The organism is Modestobacter sp. I12A-02662, from assembly GCF_041028325.1.
Classification (GTDB): Bacteria; Actinomycetota; Actinomycetes; order Mycobacteriales; family Geodermatophilaceae; genus Modestobacter.
Window position 1 is genome coordinate 238546 of record NZ_JABGDE010000004.1, and the last position, 19094, is coordinate 257639.

The following is a 19094-nucleotide window of genomic DNA, read 5'->3' on the forward strand; positions in this document are numbered from 1 at the left end:
CGCTGCGCCGGTCAGCGCTTGGAGTACTGAGGAGCCTTGCGGGCCTTCTTCAGGCCGTACTTCTTCCGCTCCTTGACCCGCGGGTCACGGGTGAGGAAGCCGGCCTTCTTCAGCGCCGGGCGGTCCTCGGCCTCGACCTGGATGAGGGCACGCGCGATCGCGAGCCGGAGGGCACCGGCCTGGCCGGTGACGCCGCCGCCCTTGAGGAGGCCGATGACGTCGTACTGCTCGGCCTTCTCCAGGGTAACGAACGGCTCACGGATGAGCTGCTGGTGAACCTTGTTCGGGAAGTACTGCTCCAGGCTGCGGCCGTTGAGGCGGAACTCGCCGGTGCCCGGCACGAGCCGGACGCGGACGATGGCCTCCTTGCGGCGGCCGACGGTCTGGATGGGACGCCCGTCGGCGTCGGTCACGGTCAGTGCGCTGGTCACTGGGCCACCTGCTTGATCTCGAAGGTCTGGGGCTGCTGGGCGGCGTGCGGGTGCTCGGGCCCGGCGTAGACCTTGAGCTTGGAGAGCATCTGCCGGCCCAGCGTGTTGTGCGGCAGCATCCCCTTGACGGCGCGCTCGATGACGCGGTCGGGGCGGGTCTTGAGCTCGTCGCCGACCTTGGTCCGGCGGAGGCCACCCGGGTACCCGGAGTGGCGGTAGGCGATCTTCTCGTCGCGCTTCGAGCCGGTCAGCGCCACCTTGCCCGCGTTGACGATGACGACGAAGTCGCCGGCGTCCACGTGCGGGGCGAACTGGGGCTTGTGCTTGCCGCGCAGCAGCTGCGCGGTCTGGCTGGCGAGTCGACCGAGCACCACGTCGGTGGCGTCGATGACGTGCCAGGCCCGGGTGATGTCACCGGGCTTGGGGCTGTACGTGCGCACGAGGCTCACTGTCCTTCGTCAGTCGGGCGGGCGGCTGGTGGGATCGCCTCACCGAGCACGGGAGACGCGGGCCCCGACCAGGTCGGGAAGGCCCCGGACGCGCGTGCACCAACCAGCGGCGCGCGCCAGCAGGTCACGATACCAGCCGCCGGCCGACGCCCTCCCGGCCGTCAGGCCACCTCGCGCAGCCGGCCGGTCGCCACGTCGTACACCGTCCCGCGCACCTCGTCGCTGATCAGGTAGGGCGTCGCCCGCAGGATGCGCACCGACTCCCGGACGTCGGCGTCCACGTCGGTGAACGTGCGCGCGGTCCACGGCGGCCGGTGCCCGGTGGTGCGCTCGACGAGGTCGGCGATCTCTTCGTCGGTGGACTTCTGCAGTCCGCAGTCGGTGTGGTGCACGAGCACCACCGACCGGGTGCCGAGCACGTGCTGGGAGATGGTCAGGGACCGGATGGTGTCCTCGGTGACCACGCCCCCGGCGTTGCGGATGACGTGCGCGTCGCCGACGGCGAGGCCCAGCATCCCGAACAGCGGCATCCGGGAGTCCATGCACGCGACGACGGCGACCCTGCGGGCCGGCGCGACCGGCAGGTTCCCCGGGAACGCGTCCAGCCACCGCTCGTTGGCCGCCAGCATGCGGTCGATCTCGCTCATCCGCACCTCCTCCGTGCCCAGGGAACGTAGCGCCGCCGGGGGGCACCTGCCCGCCGTACCGGCATCGGTGAGGATGGGCGCGTGCGCAGCGTCGAGGAACACCAGGCGGTCGTGGCGGCGCTGCTGCGCCCCCTGCCGGTCGAAGAGGTACCCGTGGGCGCCGCGGCGGGGCGGGTGCTGGCCCGGGACCTGGTCGCGCTGGTCGACCTGCCGACCTTCACCAACTCGGCCATGGACGGCTACGCCGCCCGGCACGCCGAGGTCGGGACGGCGAGCGACACCGCGCCCGTGCGGCTGCCGGTGGCCGAGGACGTCCCGGCCGGCCGCACCTCCGTCCCCCCGCTCGCGCCGGGCACGGTGCACCGGATCATGACCGGCGCGCCGGTGCCCGCGGGCGCGGACGTGATCGTCCCGGTCGAGCGCACCGACGCCGGCACCGACGTGGTGACCATCACCGGCTCTCCCGCCGTCGGCACCCACCTGCGCCACACCGGGGAGGACATCCGCACCGGTCAGCTGGCCCTGCCCGCCGGCACCCCCCTGGGCGCCGCCCAGCTGGGCCTGGCCGCGGCCGTGGGCCACGCCGCGGTGCCGGTCCGGCGGCGGCCCCGGGTGCTGGTGCTCTCCACCGGCAGTGAGCTCGTCGAGCCGGGCCGCCCGCTGCTGCCCGGGCAGATCTACGAGTCGAACTCGGTCCTGCTCGCGGCCGCGGTGACCGACGCCGGGGGTGAGGCGCGCACGCTGCACTTCGTGCCGGACGACGTCGACCAGTTCCTGACCGCGGTCCGGGCGGAGCTGCCCACCGCCGACCTGCTGGTCACCAGCGGCGGGGTCAGCGCGGGGGCCTACGAGGTGGTCAAGGACGCGCTCGGCGGCCTCGGCACGGTCGGGTTCGGCAAGGTCGCGATGCAGCCGGGTGGCCCGCAGGGCGCGGGCACCGTGGACGGCGTCCCGGTGGTGACGCTGCCGGGCAACCCGGTGAGCGCGTTCGTGTCCTTCGAGGTGTTCGTGCGACCGGCGCTGCGCCGCGCCCTCGGGCACGCCTCCCCGGAGCGGCTGCGCGCCTCCGCCCGGCTCACCGCCCCGCTGCGCTCCCCCGCCGGCCGGCGCCAGTTCCTGCGCGGGCGCTTCGACGCGGGTGAGGTCTCGCAGGTCGGCGGGCCCGGGTCGCACCTGGTCGCCCACCTGGCGCGGGCGAACTGCCTGGTGGTCGTCCCCGAGGAGGTCACCGAGCTGCCCGCGGGCGCCGAGGTGACCGTCGTCCTGATCGAAGGAGCCCTGCAGTGAGTCGACGCCGGAGCGAGCATCGCAGGGAGCGCCAGCGACCGAGGAGCGGAACGCAGGCGGAGACGAACAGGGGTGCGCAGTGAGTCGACGCCGGAGCGAGCATCGCAGGGAGCGCCAGCGACCGAGGAGCGGAACGCAGGCGGAGACGAACAGGGGTGCGCAGTGAGTCGACGCCGGAGCGAGCATCGCAGGGAGCGCCAGCGACCGAGGAGCGGAACGCAGGCGGAGACGAACAGGGGTGCACGGTGACCGATGCCCGGCTGACCCACGTCGACGAGACCGGCGCCGCCCGGATGGTCGACGTCACCGCCAAGCCGGTGACCGCCCGGGTGGCGACGGCGGCCGGCCGGGTGCTGGTCGGCCCGGAGGTGGTCGCCCTGCTGCGCGGCAGCGGGGTCCCCAAGGGGGACGCGATCGCCGTGGCCCGGATCGCCGGCATCGCCGGCGCCAAACGGACACCGGACCTGGTGCCGCTGTGCCACCCGATCGCGCTGCACGGCGTGACGGTCGACCTGGAGGTCACCGACGAGGCCGTGGAGATCACCGCCACCGCCCGCACCGCCGACCGCACCGGCGTGGAGATGGAGGCGCTCACCGCGGTCACCGTCGCGGGGCTCACCATGATCGACATGGTCAAGGCCGTCGACCCGCGGGCCTCGATCACCGACGTGCGGCTGCTGGCCAAGAGCGGCGGCAAGAGCGGGGACTGGACCCGTGAGTGAGCTGCCCCCCGATCCGCGCGCCGTCGTCATCACCGCCTCGAACCGGGCCGCGGCCGGCGTCTACGCCGACCGCAGCGGCCAGGCGCTCGCCGAGGGCCTGCGCGAGCTCGGCTTCACCGTCGACGGCCCGCACGTGCGGCCCGACGACGTCGGGCAGCTCGAGCAGGTGCTGCGCGAGTCCGTCGCCTCCGGTGCCGACGTCGTGCTGACCACCGGCGGGACGGGGTTGTCCCCCACCGACGTCACCCCGGAGGCGACCCGCGCGGTGCTCGAGCGCGAGGCCCCGGGCGTCGCCGAGGCGGTGCGCCGCGCGGGTGAGCAGAAGGTGCCCACCTCGGTGCTGTCCCGCGGGATCGCCGGCGTCGCGGGGCGCACGCTCATCGTCAACCTGCCGGGCTCGACCGGCGGCGTGAAGGACGGCCTGGCTGTGCTCGGCCCCCTCCTGCCGCACGTCGTCAGCCAACTGCGCGGAGGAGACCACGGGTGATCGGACGGCTGGAGAAGGCGGTCCTGGACTGCCCGGACCCGCGGGCGCTCGCCGCGTTCTACGCCGGGCTGCTGGGGATGCGGGTGAACGAGGACAGCGACGACTGGGTGGTGATCGGGCGGGACGCCGGGTGGCGCGAGCTGGCGTTCCAGCGGGCCGAGACGTACGTGCCGCCCGAGTGGCCGGACCCCCGGCGACCCCAGCAGCTGCACCTGGACATCCGCGTGGAGGACGTGGACGCAGCCGAGCGCGCGGTCCTGGCCGCCGGGGGGCGGCGGCTGCCCGCGGAACGGGAGTCCGGCTTCCGGGTGTTCGTCGACCCGGCCGGCCACCCGTTCTGCCTGGTCTTCGGCTGACCGCCGGCGGAGGTCTCAGTCGACGGCCGGCGGGTCCAGCTCGACGGCGTAGGACGTGATGGCGGTGACCAGACCGTCGCGGAACTCGTAGACGTCGCAGGAGGACACCGCACTCGTCGCGCCGTCGGCGCCGACGTACCGGCCGACGACGTCCACGGCTGCGGCGTCGCCGTCGACGACCACGAGGAAGCGGGAGAACTCCACCGTCGTCGTCCCCAGCTCAGCGAGCGTGGCCTCGCAGGCGTCGATCACCGCCCGCCGGCCGGTGAGCACCTCCTGGCCGACCTGCGTCCAGCGGACCTCGGGGTGCAGGGCGCCGTAGGTGTCGGGGAAGCGGTGACCGGGGAAGGCCTCCGCGACGTCGCGTGGGGTGGGCACGGCAGGGTCCTCTCCGGTCGGTCACTCGGGCAGGACGATCCGGTCAGGGTGGGTGTAGACGTTGCAGCCGTCGCCCCGGAGGAAGCCGATCAGCGTGATGCCGGCGTCCGCGGCGAGCTCGACGGCGAGCGAGCTCGGCGCGGAGACCGCGGCCAGCACCGGCACCCCGGCCATCGCCGCCTTCTGGGTCAGCTCGAAGGAGGACCGGCCGCTGACCATCAGGACGTGCCCGGTGAGCGGCACCCGCCCTTCCCGCACGGCGTCGCCGACGACCTTGTCCACCGCGTTGTGCCGGCCGACGTCCTCGCGCAGGGCGACCAGCTCACCTCCCGCGGTGAACAGGCCCGCTGCGTGCAGCCCACCGGTCCGGTCGAACACCTCCTGCGCGGCGCGCAGCCGGTCGGGCAGGGCGAGCAGGGTCTCCAGCGGCACCCGGACGCCGTCCGCCGCCACGTCGTAGGGCGTCCTGGTCCGGATGGCGTCGATGCTCGCCTTGCCGCAGACACCGCAGGAGCTGGATGTGTAGAAGTTCCGGTCCAGCGCGGTGTCGGGCGCCTCGATGCCCGGGGCGAGGTCGACGTCGACCACGTTGTAGGTGTTGCGGCCCTCGTCGTCCACCGAGTTGCAGTACCGCAGCCCGGACAGGTCCGCCGACGTGCGGATCACGCCCTCGGTGGCCAGGAAGCCGTGCACCAGGTCGAAGTCGTGCCCGGGCGTGCGCATGGTGACCGCGAGCGGCCGCCCGGCCAGCCGGATCTCCAGCGGCTCCTCGGCGGCGACGGCGTCCGGACGCCGGGTGTGCACCGGTCCACGGATGCGCAGCACGGGCATCCGGCTGGTGACTCGTCCCACGGGGACTGACGGTACCCACCCGTTGCGCCCTACCGTTCCTCCCCATGACCGCTCTGCCGCCGTTCGGCGCCGTCGTCCTCGCCGGCGGGCGGGCCAAGCGCCTCGGCGGGCAGGCCAAGCCCCAGCTCGAGGTGGGCGGCCGCAGCATGCTCGCCGCCGTGCTGGCGGCGGTCGAGGGGGCCCGCCCACGGGTGGTCGTCGGCCCGCCGCAACCGGTCCCCGACGGGGTGCTCGTCGTGCGGGAGGACCCGCCGGGCGGCGGACCGGTGCCCGCGCTGGCCGCGGGCCTGGCAGCCGTGGACACCGAGGTGGTCGCCGTCCTGGCCGGCGACCTGCCGTTCGTGACCCCGGCGGTGGTCACCGGGCTGCGGTCCCGGCTCACCGGGGACGGCGTGCTGGTCGTGGACGACACCGGCACCGACCAGCTGCTGCTCGGGGTCTGGCGCACCGCCGTCCTGCGCCGCGCGCTGGTCGGCGTCCGGCCGCACGCCCCGCTGCGCGCCGTGCTCTCCCCGCTGGCCGTCCGCCGGTACCACCCGCCGGTGCCGCCCGGCGCGCCCCCGCCGTGGACCGACTGCGACACCCCGGCCGAGCTGGCCCGCGCCCGCGCCGTCCCCCGCCGCCGCTGACTGCCCGGCGATCCAGCGGGTAGCCCCCGGGCATGCGCGTCGTCATCGCGGGAGCCCACGGTCAGGTCGCCCGTCGCCTCGGCAGGCTGCTCACCGGCGACGGCCACCCGGTCGCCGGCATCATCCGCAACCCCGACCACCGCGCGGACCTGGAGTCCGACGGGGTCGAGCCGGTGGTGCTGGACCTCGAGCGGGCCACGGTCGACGAGGTCGCCGCCGTCCTGGCCGGCGCCGACGCGGTCGTCTTCGCCGCCGGCGCGGGCCCGGGGAGCGGCGCCGAGCGGAAGTCCTCCGTCGACGAGGGCGCCGCCGTCCTGCTCGCCGACGCCGCCGAGCGCGCGGGCGTGCGGCCCTACCTGCTCGTCTCCTCGATGGGCGTCGAGCGCGCCCGGCAGGGCACGCCGCCGGACATGGACCCGGTCTTCGCCGCGTACCTGCAGGCGAAGCTGGCCGCCGAGGACCGGATCCTGCCCCGGACGGCGCTGGACACCACGGTCGTGCGGCCCGGCGGCCTCACCGACGAGCCGGGCACCGGGCGGGTCACCCTCGCCCACGGCGTCGAACGCGGGACCGTCCCCCGGGACGACGTCGCGGCCGTGCTCGCCGAGGTGCTCCTCGCCGGCAAGTGGAACGCGGTCGTCGAGCTGGTCGGCGGGGACACCCCGATCCCCGAGGCCGTCGCCGCGCTCCCTTAGACCCGTCGGGCGCGGGTGACCTGGGTCCGCGCGGCGAGCTGGTCGTCGCCGGGGTAGTCGACCCGCACGAGGGTGAGCCCGCCCGCCGGGGCCACCGGCACGTCGTCGGCCCGCTCCCGCCGGGACAGCAGGGAGGCCGGCCACTCGGGCGGACGGCGTCCCTCGCCCACCGCGGTGAGCCCGCCGACCAGGCTGCGCACCATGGAGTGGCAGAAGGCGTCCGCCGAGGCCGCCACCTCGATCAGGTCGCCGTCGCGGCGCACCCGCAGGTCCAGCAGCGTCCGGACGGTCGTCGCGCCCTCGCGGCGCCGGCAGAAGGCGGCGAAGTCGTGCTCACCGAGCAGCAGCCCGGCCGCCAGCCGCATCGCCTCGGCATCGAGGGTCCGCGGCCACGCCACGGTGTCCGCGCGACGCAGCGGCGGGGCCCCCGCGTCGGCGTCGGTGAGCCGGTAGACGTAGTGGCGGGCCAGCGCGGCGAACCGGGCATCGAAGTGGGCGCTGACCGCCCGGACGGCGGTGACCGCGATGTCCGGCGCCAGCACGCCCCGCAGCCGGCGCAGCAGCCGCGGCTCGTGCTGCGCGAACAGCTCGGCGGGCAGGTCGGTGTGCGCGACCTGGCCGGTGGCGTGCACCCCGGCGTCGGTGCGGCCGGCCACGGTGAGGTCGACGTCGTGCCGCAGCACGGTGGCCAGGGCCAGCTCCAGTTCGCCCTGCACGGTGCGTTGGGCCGGCTGGCGCGCCCAGCCGTGCAGCGCCGTCCCGTCGTAGGAGACGTCCAGCCGGACGCGGACGAGCCCGCCACCGGGTGCGGTGGCGGGCTCGTCCGTGGCGTGCGGGTGGTCCATCGACCCCGGCCTCAGCGTGAGGCCGGCCGGGTCACTTGGGGTCGACCTCGGGCTCGCCGCCCGGGGCGTGCGTGCCGGCGGTGGCGGCGTCGCCGAGCTCGGCGGCCTCCACCTCGGCGGCCGCGGCCCTGGCCACGTCCGGGGACAGCCCCGGGTCGTCGACCACGGCGAGGTTCTCGGCCATGGGCTCCGGGGTGACGTCCCCGTCGTCCTGCCGGTCGCCGTCCGGGTTGAACACGTCGGCGACGACCTCCTGGGCGTCTTCGACGCCCTCGGCACCGCCGGTGACGGCCGGGCTGGTGTCCCCGCCCGGGCCGGTGGTCACGTCGGTGTCGGTCAGGCCCTCGTCGGTGGTGTCGACCGCGTCGGCGGTGACCTCCCCGGCCGCCGAGGCGGCGCCGGCGCCGGCGGCGAACCGGGTGCCGCGGGCGCGTTCGGCCTCGCCGACCGCCTCCTGGGCGACCGTCAGGCCCTCGACCAGCTCGATGATCGCCATGGGGGCGTTGTCGCCCTTGCGCGGGCCGACCTTCGTGATGCGGGTGTAGCCACCGGGGCGGTTCGCGTAGCGCGGCCCGATCTCGGCGAACAGGTGGTGGACGACGTCCTTGTCCCGGATCTGCGTCATCACCTGGCGACGGGCGTGCAGGTCACCACGCTTGGCGAAGGTGACCAGCTTCTCGGCGTACGGACGGAGCCGCTTGGCCTTGGTCTCGGTGGTGGTGATCCGCCCGTGCTCGAACAGCGAGGTGGCCAGGTTGGCCAGCATCAGCCGCTCGTGCGACGGCGAACCGCCGAGACGGGGGCCCTTGGTGGGGGTGGGCATGTCGGTCCTTCCTCAGGCTGCCGGGCGCGGGGCTGCCGGCTGCGTCTCCGTACTGCGTCGTGCTGCGTCCGGGCCAGTGTGGCCGGTCCGGTGGCCGAGCCGGACGGCGGGTTCACCGCCGTCCGGCCCGGTCCCGCTGCAGGCCCCGTCCCGAGGCTCGCCCCGAGCGGGCGAGGAGGACGGGGTCCTCCTGCAGCGGGGTGCTGCTCAGAGCTGCTCGGTCTCCTGGTAGTTGCCCTCGTCGTACTGGGCCGGGTCGCCGTAGGAGGCGTCGCCCTGGTACGCGTCGGTCTCGTAGCCCTCGTCGTAGCTCTCCACCGAGGTGGGGATGAACCCGGGCGGGCTGTCCTTGAGGGCCAGGCCCATGGCGGCGAGCTTCATCTTGACCTCGTCGATCGACTTCGCGCCGAAGTTGCGGATGTCGAGCAGGTCGGCCTCGGACCGGGTGACGAGCTCCCCGACCGTGTGGACGCCCTCGCGCTTGAGGCAGTTGTAGGACCGGACGGTGAGGTCCATGTCCTCGATCGGCATCGAGAAGTTCGCGATGTCGGCCGCCTCGGCCGGGCTCGGCCCGACCTCGATGCCCTCGGCGTCGATGTTCAGCTCGCGGAGCAGGCCGAACAGCTCGACCAGGGTGGAGCCGGCGCTGGCGATCGCGTCGCGGGGCTCGAGCGACGGCTTGGTCTCGACGTCGACGACCAGGCGGTCGAAGTCGGTCCGCTGCTCGACGCGCGTGGCCTCCACGGCGTAGGTCACCTTGAGCACCGGCGAGTAGATCGAGTCGACCGGGATGCGGCCGATCTCCTGACCGGGCTGCTTGTTCTGCGTGGCCGGCACGTAACCGCGACCCCGCTCGACGACAAGCTCGATCTCCAGCCGACCCTTGGCGTTCAGCGTCGCGATGTGCAGCTCGGGGTTGTGCACCTCGACGCCGGCCGGCGGCGCGATGTCGGCAGCCGTGACCTCACCGGGACCCTGCTTGCGCAGGTACATGGTCACCGGCTCGTCGGAGTCGGAGCTGACGACCAGGCCCTTGAGGTTCAGGATGATCTCGGTGACGTCCTCCTTGACGCCCGGCACGGTGGTGAACTCGTGCAGGGTGCCCTCGATGCGGATGCTGGTGACAGCAGCGCCGGGGATCGAGGACAGCAGGGTGCGACGCAGGGAGTTGCCGAGGGTGTAGCCGAAACCCGGCTCCAGCGGCTCGATGACGAACCGGGAACGCTGGGCGTCGATCGTCTCCTCGGTGAGGGTCGGACGCTGTGCGATGAGCATGGTGATCTCCTTCAGGTCCTCCGGCACCCGCCATATGACGCCGAGAGGGGTGGTGCCGGCGGGACGGACATCGGTCCGCCCGTCCCGCCGCCGTACGGTTCCCCTTGCCGGGCCCCGCGCCGCGCGAAGCGTGGCGTGGGGGGCAAGGGGGTCCTCCTACTACTTGGAGTAGAGCTCCACGATCAGCTGCTCCTGCACCGGGGTGTCGATCACCTGGCGCGCCGGGATGCTGTGGACCAGCACCTTCAGCTGCGTGCTGATGACCTCCAGCCACGGCGGGACCGGACGCTGCCCGGCCTTCGCCTGAGCGATCTGGAACGGCACCATCTCGGTGGACTTCGCGGTCACCTCGACGATGTCCTGGGCGCTCAGCCGGTAGGACGGGATGTCCACCTTGCGGCCGTTGACCTTGATGTGGCCGTGGCGCACGAGCTGGCGGGCCATGTCACGGGACTCGGCGAAGCCGGCCCGGTACACGACGTTGTCCAGCCGCGACTCCAGGATCTGCAGCAGGACCTCACCGGTCTTGCCGGTCTTCTTGTTGGCCTCTTCGTAGTAGCCGCGGAACTGCTTCTCCAGCACGCCGTAGATGCGGCGCGCCTTCTGCTTCTCACGCAGCTGCAGCAGGTACTCGCTGTCCTTGCTGCGGCCCCGGCCGTGCTCGCCCGGCGGGTAGGGCCGGATCTCGATCGGGCACTTCGGGGACTCGCACTTGCTGCCCTTGAGGAACAGCTTCATCTTCTCGCGCCGGCACAGGCGGCAGTCGGCTCCGGTGTAACGGGCCACGTCAGGTACTCCTCGTTCTTCTCGTCAGTGACCGGTCAGACCCGGCGGCGCTTCTTGGGGCGGCAGCCGTTGTGCGGCTGCGGCGTGACGTCCTGGATCTGTCCCACCTCGAGGCCGGTGGCCTGCAGCGAGCGGATCGCGGTCTCGCGGCCCGAACCCGGGCCCTTGACGAAGACGTCGACCTTGCGCATGCCGTGCTCCTGCGCCTTGCGGGCCGCGTTCTCGGCGGCCATCTGCGCGGCGAAGGGGGTCGACTTGCGCGAGCCCTTGAAGCCGACGTGGCCGGCGGAGGCCCAGCTGATCACGTTCCCGGTCGGGTCGGTGATCGACACGATGGTGTTGTTGAACGTGCTCTTGATGTGCGCCGCGCCGTGGGCGACGTTCTTCTTCTCCTTGCGGCGCACCTTCTTGGTGCCGGCTGCCGCGCGGGCCCTGGGAGGCATTCTTCAGCGTGTCCTGTCTGCTCGTGGCCAGATGTCGCAGCAGCGCGCCGTCGCTCCCCCCTGCGGGTGCGCTGCGACGGCGCGCCGGGCTGCTTACTTCTTGCCGGCCTTCTTCTTGCCGGCGATGGTCTTGCGCGGGCCCTTGCTGGAGCGCGCGTTGGTGCGGGTGCGCTGACCGTGGACCGGGAGGCCGCGACGGTGCCGCAGGCCCTGGTAGCAACCGATCTCGATCTTGCGACGGATGTCGGCGGAGACCTCGCGGCGGAGGTCCCCCTCGACCCGGAAGTGCTCGTCGATGTAGTCGCGCAGCTTCAGCAGGTCCTCGTCCGTGAGGTCCCGGGCGCGCAGGTCGGGGCTGACGCCCGTCGCGGCCAGGGTCTCCTTCGCGGAGGTCTTGCCGATCCCGTAGATGTAGGTGAGCGCGATCTCCATCCGCTTGTCGCGGGGGAGGTCGACGCCAGCCAGTCGTGCCATGTTCAGGTACTCCCTCAGCCCTGGCGCTGCTTGTGCCGGGCGTTGTCGCAGATGACCATGACCCGGCCGTGCCGGCGGATCACCTTGCACTTGTCGCAGATCTTCTTCACCGACGGCTGGACCTTCACCGGTGCCGCCCCTCATTCCTCATGTCGATGTGCCGACGTCGCGCGGTGCGCGCGGCGCCGACGGTCACTTGTAGCGGTAGACGATGCGACCGCGCGTCAGGTCGTAGGGCGAGAGCTCCACGACCACGCGGTCCTCGGGCAGGATGCGGATGTAGTGCTGTCGCATCTTGCCGCTGATGTGGGCGAGCACCCGGTGTCCGTTCTGCAGCTCGACCCGGAACATCGCGTTGGGCAGCGGCTCGACGACGCGACCCTCGACCTCGATGGCCCCGTCCTTCTTCGCCATGCCCTACACGGCCTCCTCGTTCGACTGCGTCGTCCATGCCGGGGCGGCACGGACGTCGTGCTGGATGCGGAACTGCTCTGGATGACGATCTCGCAGAGGGCGTCCGGCGTTCTGCGGCCACAGCAGAGCGACGGACGGCGCGAACGCCATCGGCAACTGTACTCCAGCCGTGGACCCGTCACCAACCCGGCCCGGGGTGATGCAGGACCCTCTGCCCCACCGCTCGCGAGCTTCGGGCCGTCAGGAGCGAGGGGTGATCCCGAAGGGGGCGAGCCCGGCCACGCCGCCGTCCTCGGCGGTGAGGACCCAGGGACCCTCGGGGGTGATGGCCACGGTGTGCTCGAAGTGGGCGGCGCGCGAGCCGTCCTTGGTGACGACCGTCCAGCCGTCGTCGAGCTCCACGGTGGCCGGGTCGCCGACGGTCACCATCGGCTCGATGGCCAGCGCCATGCCGGGGACGAGCCGGGGACCGCGGCCCGCGCGGCCGTAGTTGAGCACGTGCGGGTCCTGGTGCATCTCGGTGCCGATGCCGTGCCCGCCGTAGTGGTCGACGATCCCGTACGGGCGCTCGGCGGAGCGGATCGACTCCTCGACCGCGTGGCTGATGTCGGTGAGCCGGCCACCGGCCAGCGCCCGGGCCAGCCCGGCCCACATCGACCGCTCGGTGACGTCGATGAGCGCGGCGTCCTCCGCCGAGGGCTCCCCCACCGTGACGGTGATCGCCGAGTCGCTGTGCCAGCCGTCCAGGATCGCGCCGCAGTCGATGGAGATGTTGTCGCCCTCGGCGAGCACCCGGTCCGGGTCGGGGATGCCGTGCACGACCTCGTCGTTGACCGACGCGCAGATCGTGCCGGTGAACCCGTGGTAGCCGAGGAAGTTCGGCACGGCACCGTGGGACCTGATGTGGTCCTCGGCGACGGCGTCGAGCTCCTTGGTGGTGACCCCCGGGCGGACGGCGGCGCGCACCGCCTTCAGCGCCCCCGCCGTGACGAGCCCGGAGGCCCGCATGAGCTCGATCTCGTGCGCCGTCTTGATCTGGATCATCCGTCCACTCCACTTCGCCAGCAGGGGCAGCCGGGCCAGGAGGGCGGCACCGCGGTCGCCGTGCACCTCGCGTCTCGCGCGCTCAGGCCCCGGCCGGGCCGTCGGCCGCGCCGAGCGCCTGGAGCGCCCGCTCGGTGACCTCGTCGATGCCGCCCATCGCGTCGATCCGGCTCAGCAGCCCGACCTGCTCGTAGTAGCCCGACAGCGGCGCCGTCTGTTCCCGGTAGACCTCGAGACGGTGCCGGATGGTCTCCGGCTTGTCGTCGTCGCGTTGCACCCACTCGCCGTCCACGAGCATGCGCCGCCCGGAGAGCCGGCGCACCAGCTCCTCCTCGTCGACGACGAGCTCCAGCACGCGGTTCAGCGAGTCCCCCACCTCGCCCAGCGCCCCCTGCAGCTGCTCGGCCTGGGCGATGGTCCGGGGGAACCCGTCGAGCAGGAAGCCGCCCCTGGCGTCGGGTTCGGCCAACCGGTCGGTGACCATCGCGACGGTGATCTCGTCGGGCACCAGGTCCCCGGCGTCCATGTAGGTCTTGGCCTTCTGGCCGAGCTCGGTCTGCCCGCTCACGTTGGCGCGGAAGATGTCGCCGGTCGAGATGGCCGGGACGTGCAGGCGGCCGGCGATGATCTGGGCCTGGGTCCCCTTGCCGGCTCCGGGCGGGCCCAGCAGCACGACGCGCACTACCGCAGGAACCCTTCGTAGCTGCGCTGGTTGAGCTGCGTCTCGATCTGCTTCACCGTCTCCAAGCCCACTCCCACCATGATCAGCACGGCCGTTCCGCCGAACGGGAAGTTCTGGTTCTGCCCCTCCTGCGTGATGGAGAGGAAGAAGTTGGGCAGCACGGCCACCAGGCCGAGGTAGATCGCCCCCGGCAAGGTGATCCGCGAGAGCACGTACTGCAGGTACTCGGCCGTCGGGCGTCCGGGGCGGATGCCGGGGATGAAGCCGCCGTACCGCTTCATGTCGTCGGCCCGCTCCTCGGGGTTGAAGGTGATCGACACGTAGAAGTACGTGAAGAACACGATCAGGCCGAAGTAGACGGCGATGTGCACCGGGCTGCTCTGGTCGATGATGTAGTTCTCGATGAAGCGGCGCACCGGGCCGGTCTCGTTGCCCTGCAGCTGGCTGATCAGCTGGGGCAGGTACAGCAGCGAGGACGCGAAGATCACCGGGATGACGCCGGCCTGGTTGACCTTCAGCGGCAGGTACGTGGAGGTGCCCCCGTACATCCGCCGGCCGACCATCCGCTTGGCGTACTGCACGGGGATCCGCCGCTGCGCCTGCTCGACGTAGACCACCGAGGCGATGATCACGACGGCGAGCACGCAGACGAGCGTGAAGACGAAGCCGCCACGGGTCTGCAGGATCGCGCCGCCCTCGGCCGGGATGCGCGCGGCGATCGAGGTGAAGATCAGCACGGACATGCCGTTGCCGATCCCCTTCTCGGTGATCAGCTCACCGAGCCACATGATCACCGCAGTGCCGGCGGTCATCGTGATGACCAGGACGACGGTGGTCCACACCGAGTCCGAGGGGATGACGTCCAGCGAGCAGTTGACGAACAGCTGACCGCTGCGGGCCAGGGCGATGATGCCGGTGCTCTGCAGGACGGCGAGCGCGATGGTCAGGTAGCGGGTGTACTGGGTCAGCTTCGCCTGGCCCGACTGCCCTTCCTTCTTCAACTGCTCGAAGCGCGGGATGACGACGACGAGCAGCTGCACGATGATGCTCGCGGTGATGTACGGCATGATGCCGAGCGCGAACACCGACAGGCGCAGCAGCGCACCACCGGAGAACAGGTTGACCAGCGAGTACAGGTCTCGCTGGTCGGATGCCTGGGCCTGCTCCAGACAGCTGTTGATCGCTGTGATGGAGACGCCCGGGCCGGGCACGCTGGCCCCCAGCCGGTAGACCGCGATCAACCCGAGGGAGAACAGCAGCTTCCGCCGGAGGTCTGGCGTCCGGAACGCCGCGGCGAACGCCTGCAGCACTGGTCCTCCCCGAGTCGGTCGAGTGACATTAGCAATCGGCCCGCCCGGCACGGGTGCCGGGCGGGCCGAAGGCCCCCTCGCCGGACCCCGCCGCGAGCGTGCGGGCGGCGGGGGGCGAGGGGCCTTGTTCAGATCTGGGTGGTGCTGCCCCCGGCCGCGGCGATCTTCTCCTCGGCGGACTTGGAGAAGGCGTGCGCGTGCACGACGACCTGGACCCCGCCGAGCTCGCCGGTGCCGAGGACCTTGACCGGCTGACCGCGCCGGACGGCGCCGGCGTCAGCCAGCGTGTCCGGGTTGATCGAGCCACCCTCCGGGAAGAGGGAGGCGATCCGGTCCAGGTTGACGACCTGGAAGACGACCTTGTTGGGGCTCTTGAAGCCCGAGAGCTTCGGCAGCCGCATGTGCAGCGGGGTCTGGCCACCCTCGAAGCGGGCCGAGACCTGCGTGCGGGCGCCGGAGCCCTTGGTGCCGCGACCCGCGGTCTTGCCCTTGGAGCCCTCACCACGACCCACGCGGGTCTTCTTGGTGTGGGCACCGGGGGCGGGACGCAGGTGGTGGACCTTGAGAGTCATGGTGTTCCCCTGCTCAGACGATCTCTTCGACGGTGACCAGGTGCGGCACCGTCGCGACCATCCCGCGGATCTCGGGACGGTCCTCCTTGACGACCGAGTCGCTGATGCGCTTCAGCCCGAGCGAACGCAGCGTCTGACGCTGGTTCGGCTTGGTGCCGATCGCGGACTTGATCTGGGTGACCTTCAGCTGAGCCATATCAGACCCCCTGACCGGCCCGCGCGCGCAGCATGGCGGCCGGGGCGACGTCCTCCAGGGGCAGACCGCGGCGGGCCGCGATCTCCTCGGGGCGGACGAGGTCCTTCAGCGCCTGCATGGTCGCGTGGACGATGTTGATCGGGTTCGAGGACCCGAGGCTCTTGGAGAGCACGTCGTGGATGCCGGCGCACTCGAGGACGGCGCGCACCGGACCACCGGCGATGACACCGGTACCCGGGCTGGCCGGCTTGAGCAGCACGACACCGGCCGCCGCCTCACCCTGGACCGGGTGCGGGATGGTGCTGGCGATCCGCGGCACGCGGTAGAAGTGCTTCTTGGCCTCCTCGACGCCCTTGGCGATCGCCGCGGGCACCTCCTTGGCCTTGCCGTAGCCGACGCCCACGGTGCCGTCGCCGTCGCCCACGATCACCAGGGCGGTGAAGCTGAAGCGCCGACCGCCCTTGACGACCTTGGACACGCGGTTGATGGCCACCACGCGCTCGATGAAGTTGCTCTTCTCGGCGGGCGCGCCCCCGGGCCCCCGCCCGCCGTCACGGCGGTCCCGGCGGTCGTTGCCGCCGCCGGCGCCGCCGCCGCGTCGCTGTGGTCCTGGCATCAGACGTCCCTCTCGATCTCGATCACGGTGTCGCTCATCAGAAGTCCAGCCCACCCTCACGGGCACCGTCGGCCAGCGCCGCGATGCGGCCGGCGTACCGGTTGCCACCGCGGTCGAAGACGACGGCGGTGATGCCGGCGGCCTTCGCGCGCTCGGCGACGAGGGTGCCCACCCGGCGGGCGAGCGCGGACTTGTCGCCCTCGGCGCCCTTCAGGCTGGTGTCCAGGGTCGAGGCGCTGACCAGGGTACGGCCGACGGTGTCGTCGACGACCTGGACGTGCATGTGCCGCGAACTGCGGTTGACCACCAGGCGGGGGCGCTCCGGCGTGCCGGAGACCCGCTTGCGCAGCCGGTTGTGGCGGCGCAGCCGCGAGACGCGGCGGGCGGTGCTGATGTCGGTACCGACGGGCTTGTGCACCCGAGCGGTCTTCTCGGTGGTGGCCATCACTTACCCGTCTTCCCGACCTTGCGCTTGACGACCTCGCCCTGGTACCGCACGCCCTTGCCCTTGTACGGGTCGGGCTTGCGGATCTTGCGGATGTTCGCGGCGACCTCACCCACTCGCTGCTTGTCGATGCCGCTGACCCGCAGGCGGGTCGGGGCCTCGACCGTGAAGGAGATCCCCTCGGGGGCCTTCACGACGACCGGGTGGCTGAAGCCGAGGGCGAACTCGAGGTCCGCGCCACGGGCCTGCACGCGGTAGCCGACGCCGACGATCTCCAGGGTCTTGTCGTACCCCTGGGTCACCCCGGTGATCATGTTGGCGATGAGCGTGCGGGACAGGCCGTGCAGGGCCCGGCTCTCCCGCGCGTCGTCCGGACGCTGCACCAGCAGCGTGCCGTCCTCACCGCGCTCGACGGTGATGGGGGCTGCGACCGTGTGCCTCAGCGCCCCCTTCGGGCCCGAGACGTTGACCGTGCGCCCGTCGATGGCGACGTCCACCCCGCTGGGCACCGGAATCGGGAGTCGTCCGATCCGTGACATGTCTGCTCGCTCCTCTTACCAGACGTAGGCGAGGACTTCCCCACCCACGCCCTTCTTGGTCGCCTGCTTGTCGGTCAGCAGCCCGGTGGAGGTGGAGATGATCGCCACCCCGAGGCCGCCCAGGACCTTGGGCAGAGCGGTCGACTTCGCGTAGACCCGCAGGCCCGGCTTGGACACCCGCCGGACGCCGGCGATGCTCCGCTCACGGTTGGGGCCGTACTTGAGGGTGACCACGAGCTCCTTGCGGACGTGGCCGTCCACCTCGACGTCGTTGACGGTCCACCCGCCGATGTAACCCTCCTTCTGGAGGATCTCGGCGATGTGCGTCTTCAGCTTCGACGACGGCATGGTCGCTGCGTCGTGGTACGCCTGGTTGGCGTTGCGCAGCCGCGTGAGCATGTCCGCGATCGGGTCGGTCATCGTCATGGGTGTGTTGCCTTCCTCGCCGCGGTTCCACACGCGGTGTGCGTGGGCCTGTCGGCGAACTGGGGGGTGCCCCGGGTCGTGCTCGGGAGCGAGGCGGCCGGTCCGTCGGGGGCCGGCCGCCCGGTGGTGATTACCAGCTCGACTTGCTCACACCGGGGAGCTCCCCGGCGTGCGCCATCTCGCGCAGGCAGATCCGGCACAGGCCGAACTTGCGGAAGACGGCGTGCGGACGCCCGCACCGCTGGCAACGGGTGTAGCCACGGACGGCGAACTTCGGCTTGCGCGCCGCCTTGTTGATCAGAGCCTTCTTGGCCATCTCGGGATCTCCTCGCCCGCGCTCAGCGGGTCGCGTTCACGACGGTCTGGCCGGCGAAGGGGAAGCCGAGCAGCGTGAGCAGCTCGCGGCCCTCCTCGTCGGTGGTGGCGGTGGTCACCAGGGTGATGTCCATGCCGCGGGGCCGGTCGATCTTGTCGACGTCGATCTCGCGGAACATCGACTGCTCGGTCAGACCGAACGTGTAGTTGCCGTTCCCGTCGAACTGCTTCGGGTTCAGGCCGCGGAAGTCGCGGATGCGCGGCAGGGCCAGCGACAGCAGGCGGTCCAGGAACTCCCACATGCGGTCGCCGCGGAGGGTGACCTTCGCGCCGATCGGCATGCCCTCGCGCAGCTTGAACTGCGCGATGGACTTGCGGGCGCGGACGACGGCCGGCTTCTGGCCGGTGATGGCGGTGAGGTCGCGGACCGCGCCGTCCATCAGCTTGGCGTCGCGGGTGGCCTCGCCGACGCCCATGTTGACCACGATCTTCACCAGACCGGGGATCTGCATGACGTTGGGGTAGCCGAACTCGTTCTGCAGAGCAGGCGCGATGTCGGCGCGGTAGCGGGCGAGCAGGCGGGGCAGCTCACGGGTGGGTGCGCTCATGGCGTTCAGAGGTCCTTACCGGTGCGCCGCGAGACCCGGATGCTGCGGCCTTCCTCGTCCTTGCGGTGACCGACCCGGGTCGGCGTGCCCTCGCTGTCGACGACCATCACGTTGCTCACGTGGATGGCCGCTTCCTGCGTGACGATCCCGCCCTGCTGGGCTCCGCGCTGGCTGGTGCTGATGCGGGTGTGCTTCTTCACCCGGCCGATGCCCTCGACCAGGACCTTCTGGGTCTTGGGGAAGGCGGCGATGACGCGGCCCTTCGCGCCCCGGTCCTTGCCGGACAGGACGACGACCTCGTCACCCTTCTTGACCTTCATCGACGGGGTCTTCCCGCTGGACTGCTGA

At 72.2% G+C, this 19094-nt stretch carries 30 protein-coding genes and 1 pseudogene; 6 read left to right on the top strand and 25 right to left on the bottom strand.

What is annotated here, in order from left to right:
* Window positions 1–11: 11 nt before the first annotated feature.
* From rpsI to HL189_RS06240, 3 genes are all read right to left on the bottom strand, one after another.
* Complete coding sequence (gene rpsI, locus HL189_RS06230; RefSeq protein ID WP_369132841.1) at window positions 12–431, bottom strand: 30S ribosomal protein S9; 420 nt, start codon at window positions 429–431, stop codon at window positions 12–14.
* Window positions 428–871: a 50S ribosomal protein L13 gene (gene rplM, locus HL189_RS06235; RefSeq protein WP_369132842.1), complete on the bottom strand. Its 444-nt coding sequence runs from the start codon at window positions 869–871 to the stop codon at window positions 428–430. The genes rpsI and rplM overlap by 4 nt, the downstream gene beginning before the upstream one ends.
* Window positions 872–1041: 170 nt before the next feature.
* On the bottom strand, window positions 1042–1527 hold the full coding sequence (locus tag HL189_RS06240; protein WP_369132843.1) for a beta-class carbonic anhydrase: 486 nt from the start codon (window positions 1525–1527) through the stop codon (window positions 1042–1044).
* A gap of 81 nt (window positions 1528–1608) precedes the next feature.
* Here HL189_RS06240 and glp point away from each other — a divergent pair, with 81 nt between their 5' ends.
* From glp to HL189_RS06260, 4 genes are all read left to right on the top strand, one after another.
* Entirely contained in the window at window positions 1609–2814 is a 1206-nt protein-coding gene (gene glp, locus HL189_RS06245; RefSeq protein WP_369132844.1) for a gephyrin-like molybdotransferase Glp, read from the top strand.
* A 245-nt stretch (window positions 2815–3059) separates the two neighbouring features.
* The gene (gene moaC / locus HL189_RS06250) at window positions 3060–3536 is read left to right on the top strand and encodes a cyclic pyranopterin monophosphate synthase MoaC (RefSeq protein ID WP_369132845.1); all 477 of its coding nucleotides are present in this window, start codon (window positions 3060–3062) and stop codon (window positions 3534–3536) included.
* Window positions 3529–4023 (top strand): molybdenum cofactor biosynthesis protein B, encoded by a 495-nt coding sequence (locus HL189_RS06255; RefSeq protein WP_369132846.1) that lies wholly within the window; start codon window positions 3529–3531, stop codon window positions 4021–4023. The genes moaC and HL189_RS06255 overlap by 8 nt, the downstream gene beginning before the upstream one ends.
* Window positions 4020–4379: a VOC family protein gene (locus HL189_RS06260; RefSeq protein ID WP_369132847.1), complete on the top strand. Its 360-nt coding sequence runs from the start codon at window positions 4020–4022 to the stop codon at window positions 4377–4379. The genes HL189_RS06255 and HL189_RS06260 overlap by 4 nt, the downstream gene beginning before the upstream one ends.
* Window positions 4380–4394: 15 nt before the next feature.
* Here HL189_RS06260 and HL189_RS06265 read toward each other — a convergent pair whose 3' ends face one another.
* Window positions 4395–4757 carry a nuclear transport factor 2 family protein gene (locus HL189_RS06265; RefSeq protein WP_369132848.1) on the bottom strand — a complete coding sequence of 121 codons (363 nt, stop codon included), beginning with the start codon at window positions 4755–4757 and terminating at the stop codon, window positions 4395–4397.
* 21 nt (window positions 4758–4778) lie between these two features.
* Window positions 4779–5609 carry a formate dehydrogenase accessory sulfurtransferase FdhD gene (gene fdhD, locus HL189_RS06270; RefSeq protein ID WP_369132849.1) on the bottom strand — a complete coding sequence of 277 codons (831 nt, stop codon included), beginning with the start codon at window positions 5607–5609 and terminating at the stop codon, window positions 4779–4781.
* 44 nt (window positions 5610–5653) lie between these two features.
* On the opposite strand from fdhD, the gene HL189_RS06275 reads away from it, so the two are divergent.
* Together HL189_RS06275 and HL189_RS06280 are read left to right on the top strand one after the other, a co-directional pair.
* Window positions 5654–6238 carry a molybdenum cofactor guanylyltransferase gene (locus HL189_RS06275; RefSeq protein ID WP_369132850.1) on the top strand — a complete coding sequence of 195 codons (585 nt, stop codon included), beginning with the start codon at window positions 5654–5656 and terminating at the stop codon, window positions 6236–6238.
* 32 nt (window positions 6239–6270) lie between these two features.
* Window positions 6271–6933 carry an SDR family oxidoreductase gene (locus HL189_RS06280; protein WP_369132851.1) on the top strand — a complete coding sequence of 221 codons (663 nt, stop codon included), beginning with the start codon at window positions 6271–6273 and terminating at the stop codon, window positions 6931–6933.
* On the opposite strand, the gene truA is transcribed toward HL189_RS06280, so the two are convergent.
* The 20 genes and pseudogenes from truA to rplX all read right to left on the bottom strand — a co-directional run bounded on the left by truA (window position 6930) and on the right by rplX (window position 19066).
* On the bottom strand, window positions 6930–7778 hold the full coding sequence (gene truA / locus HL189_RS06285; protein ID WP_369132852.1) for a tRNA pseudouridine(38-40) synthase TruA: 849 nt from the start codon (window positions 7776–7778) through the stop codon (window positions 6930–6932). The genes HL189_RS06280 and truA overlap by 4 nt on opposite strands.
* Before the next feature lie 472 nt (window positions 7779–8250).
* Window positions 8251–8601: pseudogene (gene rplQ / locus HL189_RS06290) on the bottom strand (50S ribosomal protein L17); the annotation flags it as partial.
* Window positions 8602–8808: 207 nt separating this feature from the next.
* Window positions 8809–9876 (bottom strand): DNA-directed RNA polymerase subunit alpha, encoded by a 1068-nt coding sequence (locus HL189_RS06295; RefSeq protein ID WP_369132853.1) that lies wholly within the window; start codon window positions 9874–9876, stop codon window positions 8809–8811.
* Window positions 9877–10035: 159 nt separating this feature from the next.
* Window positions 10036–10662, bottom strand: a complete 627-nt coding sequence (gene rpsD / locus HL189_RS06300; RefSeq protein WP_369132854.1) for a 30S ribosomal protein S4 — start codon at window positions 10660–10662, stop codon at window positions 10036–10038.
* Between the two features lie 35 nt (window positions 10663–10697).
* The gene (gene rpsK, locus HL189_RS06305; RefSeq protein WP_026844840.1) at window positions 10698–11105 is read right to left on the bottom strand and encodes a 30S ribosomal protein S11; all 408 of its coding nucleotides are present in this window, start codon (window positions 11103–11105) and stop codon (window positions 10698–10700) included.
* 93 nt (window positions 11106–11198) lie between these two features.
* Window positions 11199–11579, bottom strand: a complete 381-nt coding sequence (gene rpsM, locus HL189_RS06310; RefSeq protein ID WP_369132855.1) for a 30S ribosomal protein S13 — start codon at window positions 11577–11579, stop codon at window positions 11199–11201.
* Between the two features lie 14 nt (window positions 11580–11593).
* On the bottom strand, window positions 11594–11707 hold the full coding sequence (rpmJ, locus tag HL189_RS06315) for a 50S ribosomal protein L36 (RefSeq protein WP_012950458.1): 114 nt from the start codon (window positions 11705–11707) through the stop codon (window positions 11594–11596).
* A 64-nt stretch (window positions 11708–11771) separates the two neighbouring features.
* A complete protein-coding gene (gene infA, locus HL189_RS06320) occupies window positions 11772–11993 on the bottom strand; it encodes a translation initiation factor IF-1 (protein ID WP_012950459.1) in 222 nt (73 codons plus the stop codon).
* A gap of 240 nt (window positions 11994–12233) precedes the next feature.
* Window positions 12234–13037, bottom strand: coding sequence for a type I methionyl aminopeptidase (gene map, locus HL189_RS06325; RefSeq protein WP_369132856.1), 804 nt, complete (start codon window positions 13035–13037; stop codon window positions 12234–12236).
* An 82-nt stretch (window positions 13038–13119) separates the two neighbouring features.
* Window positions 13120–13719, bottom strand: coding sequence for an adenylate kinase (locus HL189_RS06330; RefSeq protein WP_369132857.1), 600 nt, complete (start codon window positions 13717–13719; stop codon window positions 13120–13122).
* Entirely contained in the window at window positions 13719–15029 is a 1311-nt protein-coding gene (gene secY / locus HL189_RS06335) for a preprotein translocase subunit SecY (protein WP_369132858.1), read from the bottom strand. Before secY ends, HL189_RS06330 begins: the two co-directional genes overlap by 1 nt.
* A 128-nt stretch (window positions 15030–15157) precedes the next feature.
* Window positions 15158–15601: a 50S ribosomal protein L15 gene (rplO, locus tag HL189_RS06340; RefSeq protein ID WP_369132859.1), complete on the bottom strand. Its 444-nt coding sequence runs from the start codon at window positions 15599–15601 to the stop codon at window positions 15158–15160.
* A gap of 13 nt (window positions 15602–15614) precedes the next feature.
* The gene (rpmD, locus tag HL189_RS06345) at window positions 15615–15797 is read right to left on the bottom strand and encodes a 50S ribosomal protein L30 (RefSeq protein WP_222271382.1); all 183 of its coding nucleotides are present in this window, start codon (window positions 15795–15797) and stop codon (window positions 15615–15617) included.
* Between the two features lies 1 nt (window position 15798).
* Window positions 15799–16413, bottom strand: a complete 615-nt coding sequence (rpsE, locus tag HL189_RS06350; protein ID WP_222271380.1) for a 30S ribosomal protein S5 — start codon at window positions 16411–16413, stop codon at window positions 15799–15801.
* Between the two features lie 37 nt (window positions 16414–16450).
* A complete protein-coding gene (gene rplR, locus HL189_RS06355; protein ID WP_369132860.1) occupies window positions 16451–16858 on the bottom strand; it encodes a 50S ribosomal protein L18 in 408 nt (135 codons plus the stop codon).
* On the bottom strand, window positions 16858–17397 hold the full coding sequence (gene rplF, locus HL189_RS06360; protein ID WP_369132861.1) for a 50S ribosomal protein L6: 540 nt from the start codon (window positions 17395–17397) through the stop codon (window positions 16858–16860). The genes rplR and rplF overlap by 1 nt, the downstream gene beginning before the upstream one ends.
* A gap of 15 nt (window positions 17398–17412) precedes the next feature.
* Entirely contained in the window at window positions 17413–17823 is a 411-nt protein-coding gene (rpsH, locus tag HL189_RS06365; RefSeq protein WP_369132862.1) for a 30S ribosomal protein S8, read from the bottom strand.
* Between the two features lie 130 nt (window positions 17824–17953).
* Complete coding sequence (locus HL189_RS06370; protein ID WP_113838243.1) at window positions 17954–18139, bottom strand: type Z 30S ribosomal protein S14; 186 nt, start codon at window positions 18137–18139, stop codon at window positions 17954–17956.
* A gap of 22 nt (window positions 18140–18161) precedes the next feature.
* Entirely contained in the window at window positions 18162–18746 is a 585-nt protein-coding gene (gene rplE, locus HL189_RS06375) for a 50S ribosomal protein L5 (protein ID WP_222271352.1), read from the bottom strand.
* Window positions 18747–18751: 5 nt separating this feature from the next.
* Window positions 18752–19066 (bottom strand): 50S ribosomal protein L24, encoded by a 315-nt coding sequence (gene rplX / locus HL189_RS06380; RefSeq protein WP_369133061.1) that lies wholly within the window; start codon window positions 19064–19066, stop codon window positions 18752–18754.
* Between the last annotated feature and the right edge of the window lie 28 nt (window positions 19067–19094).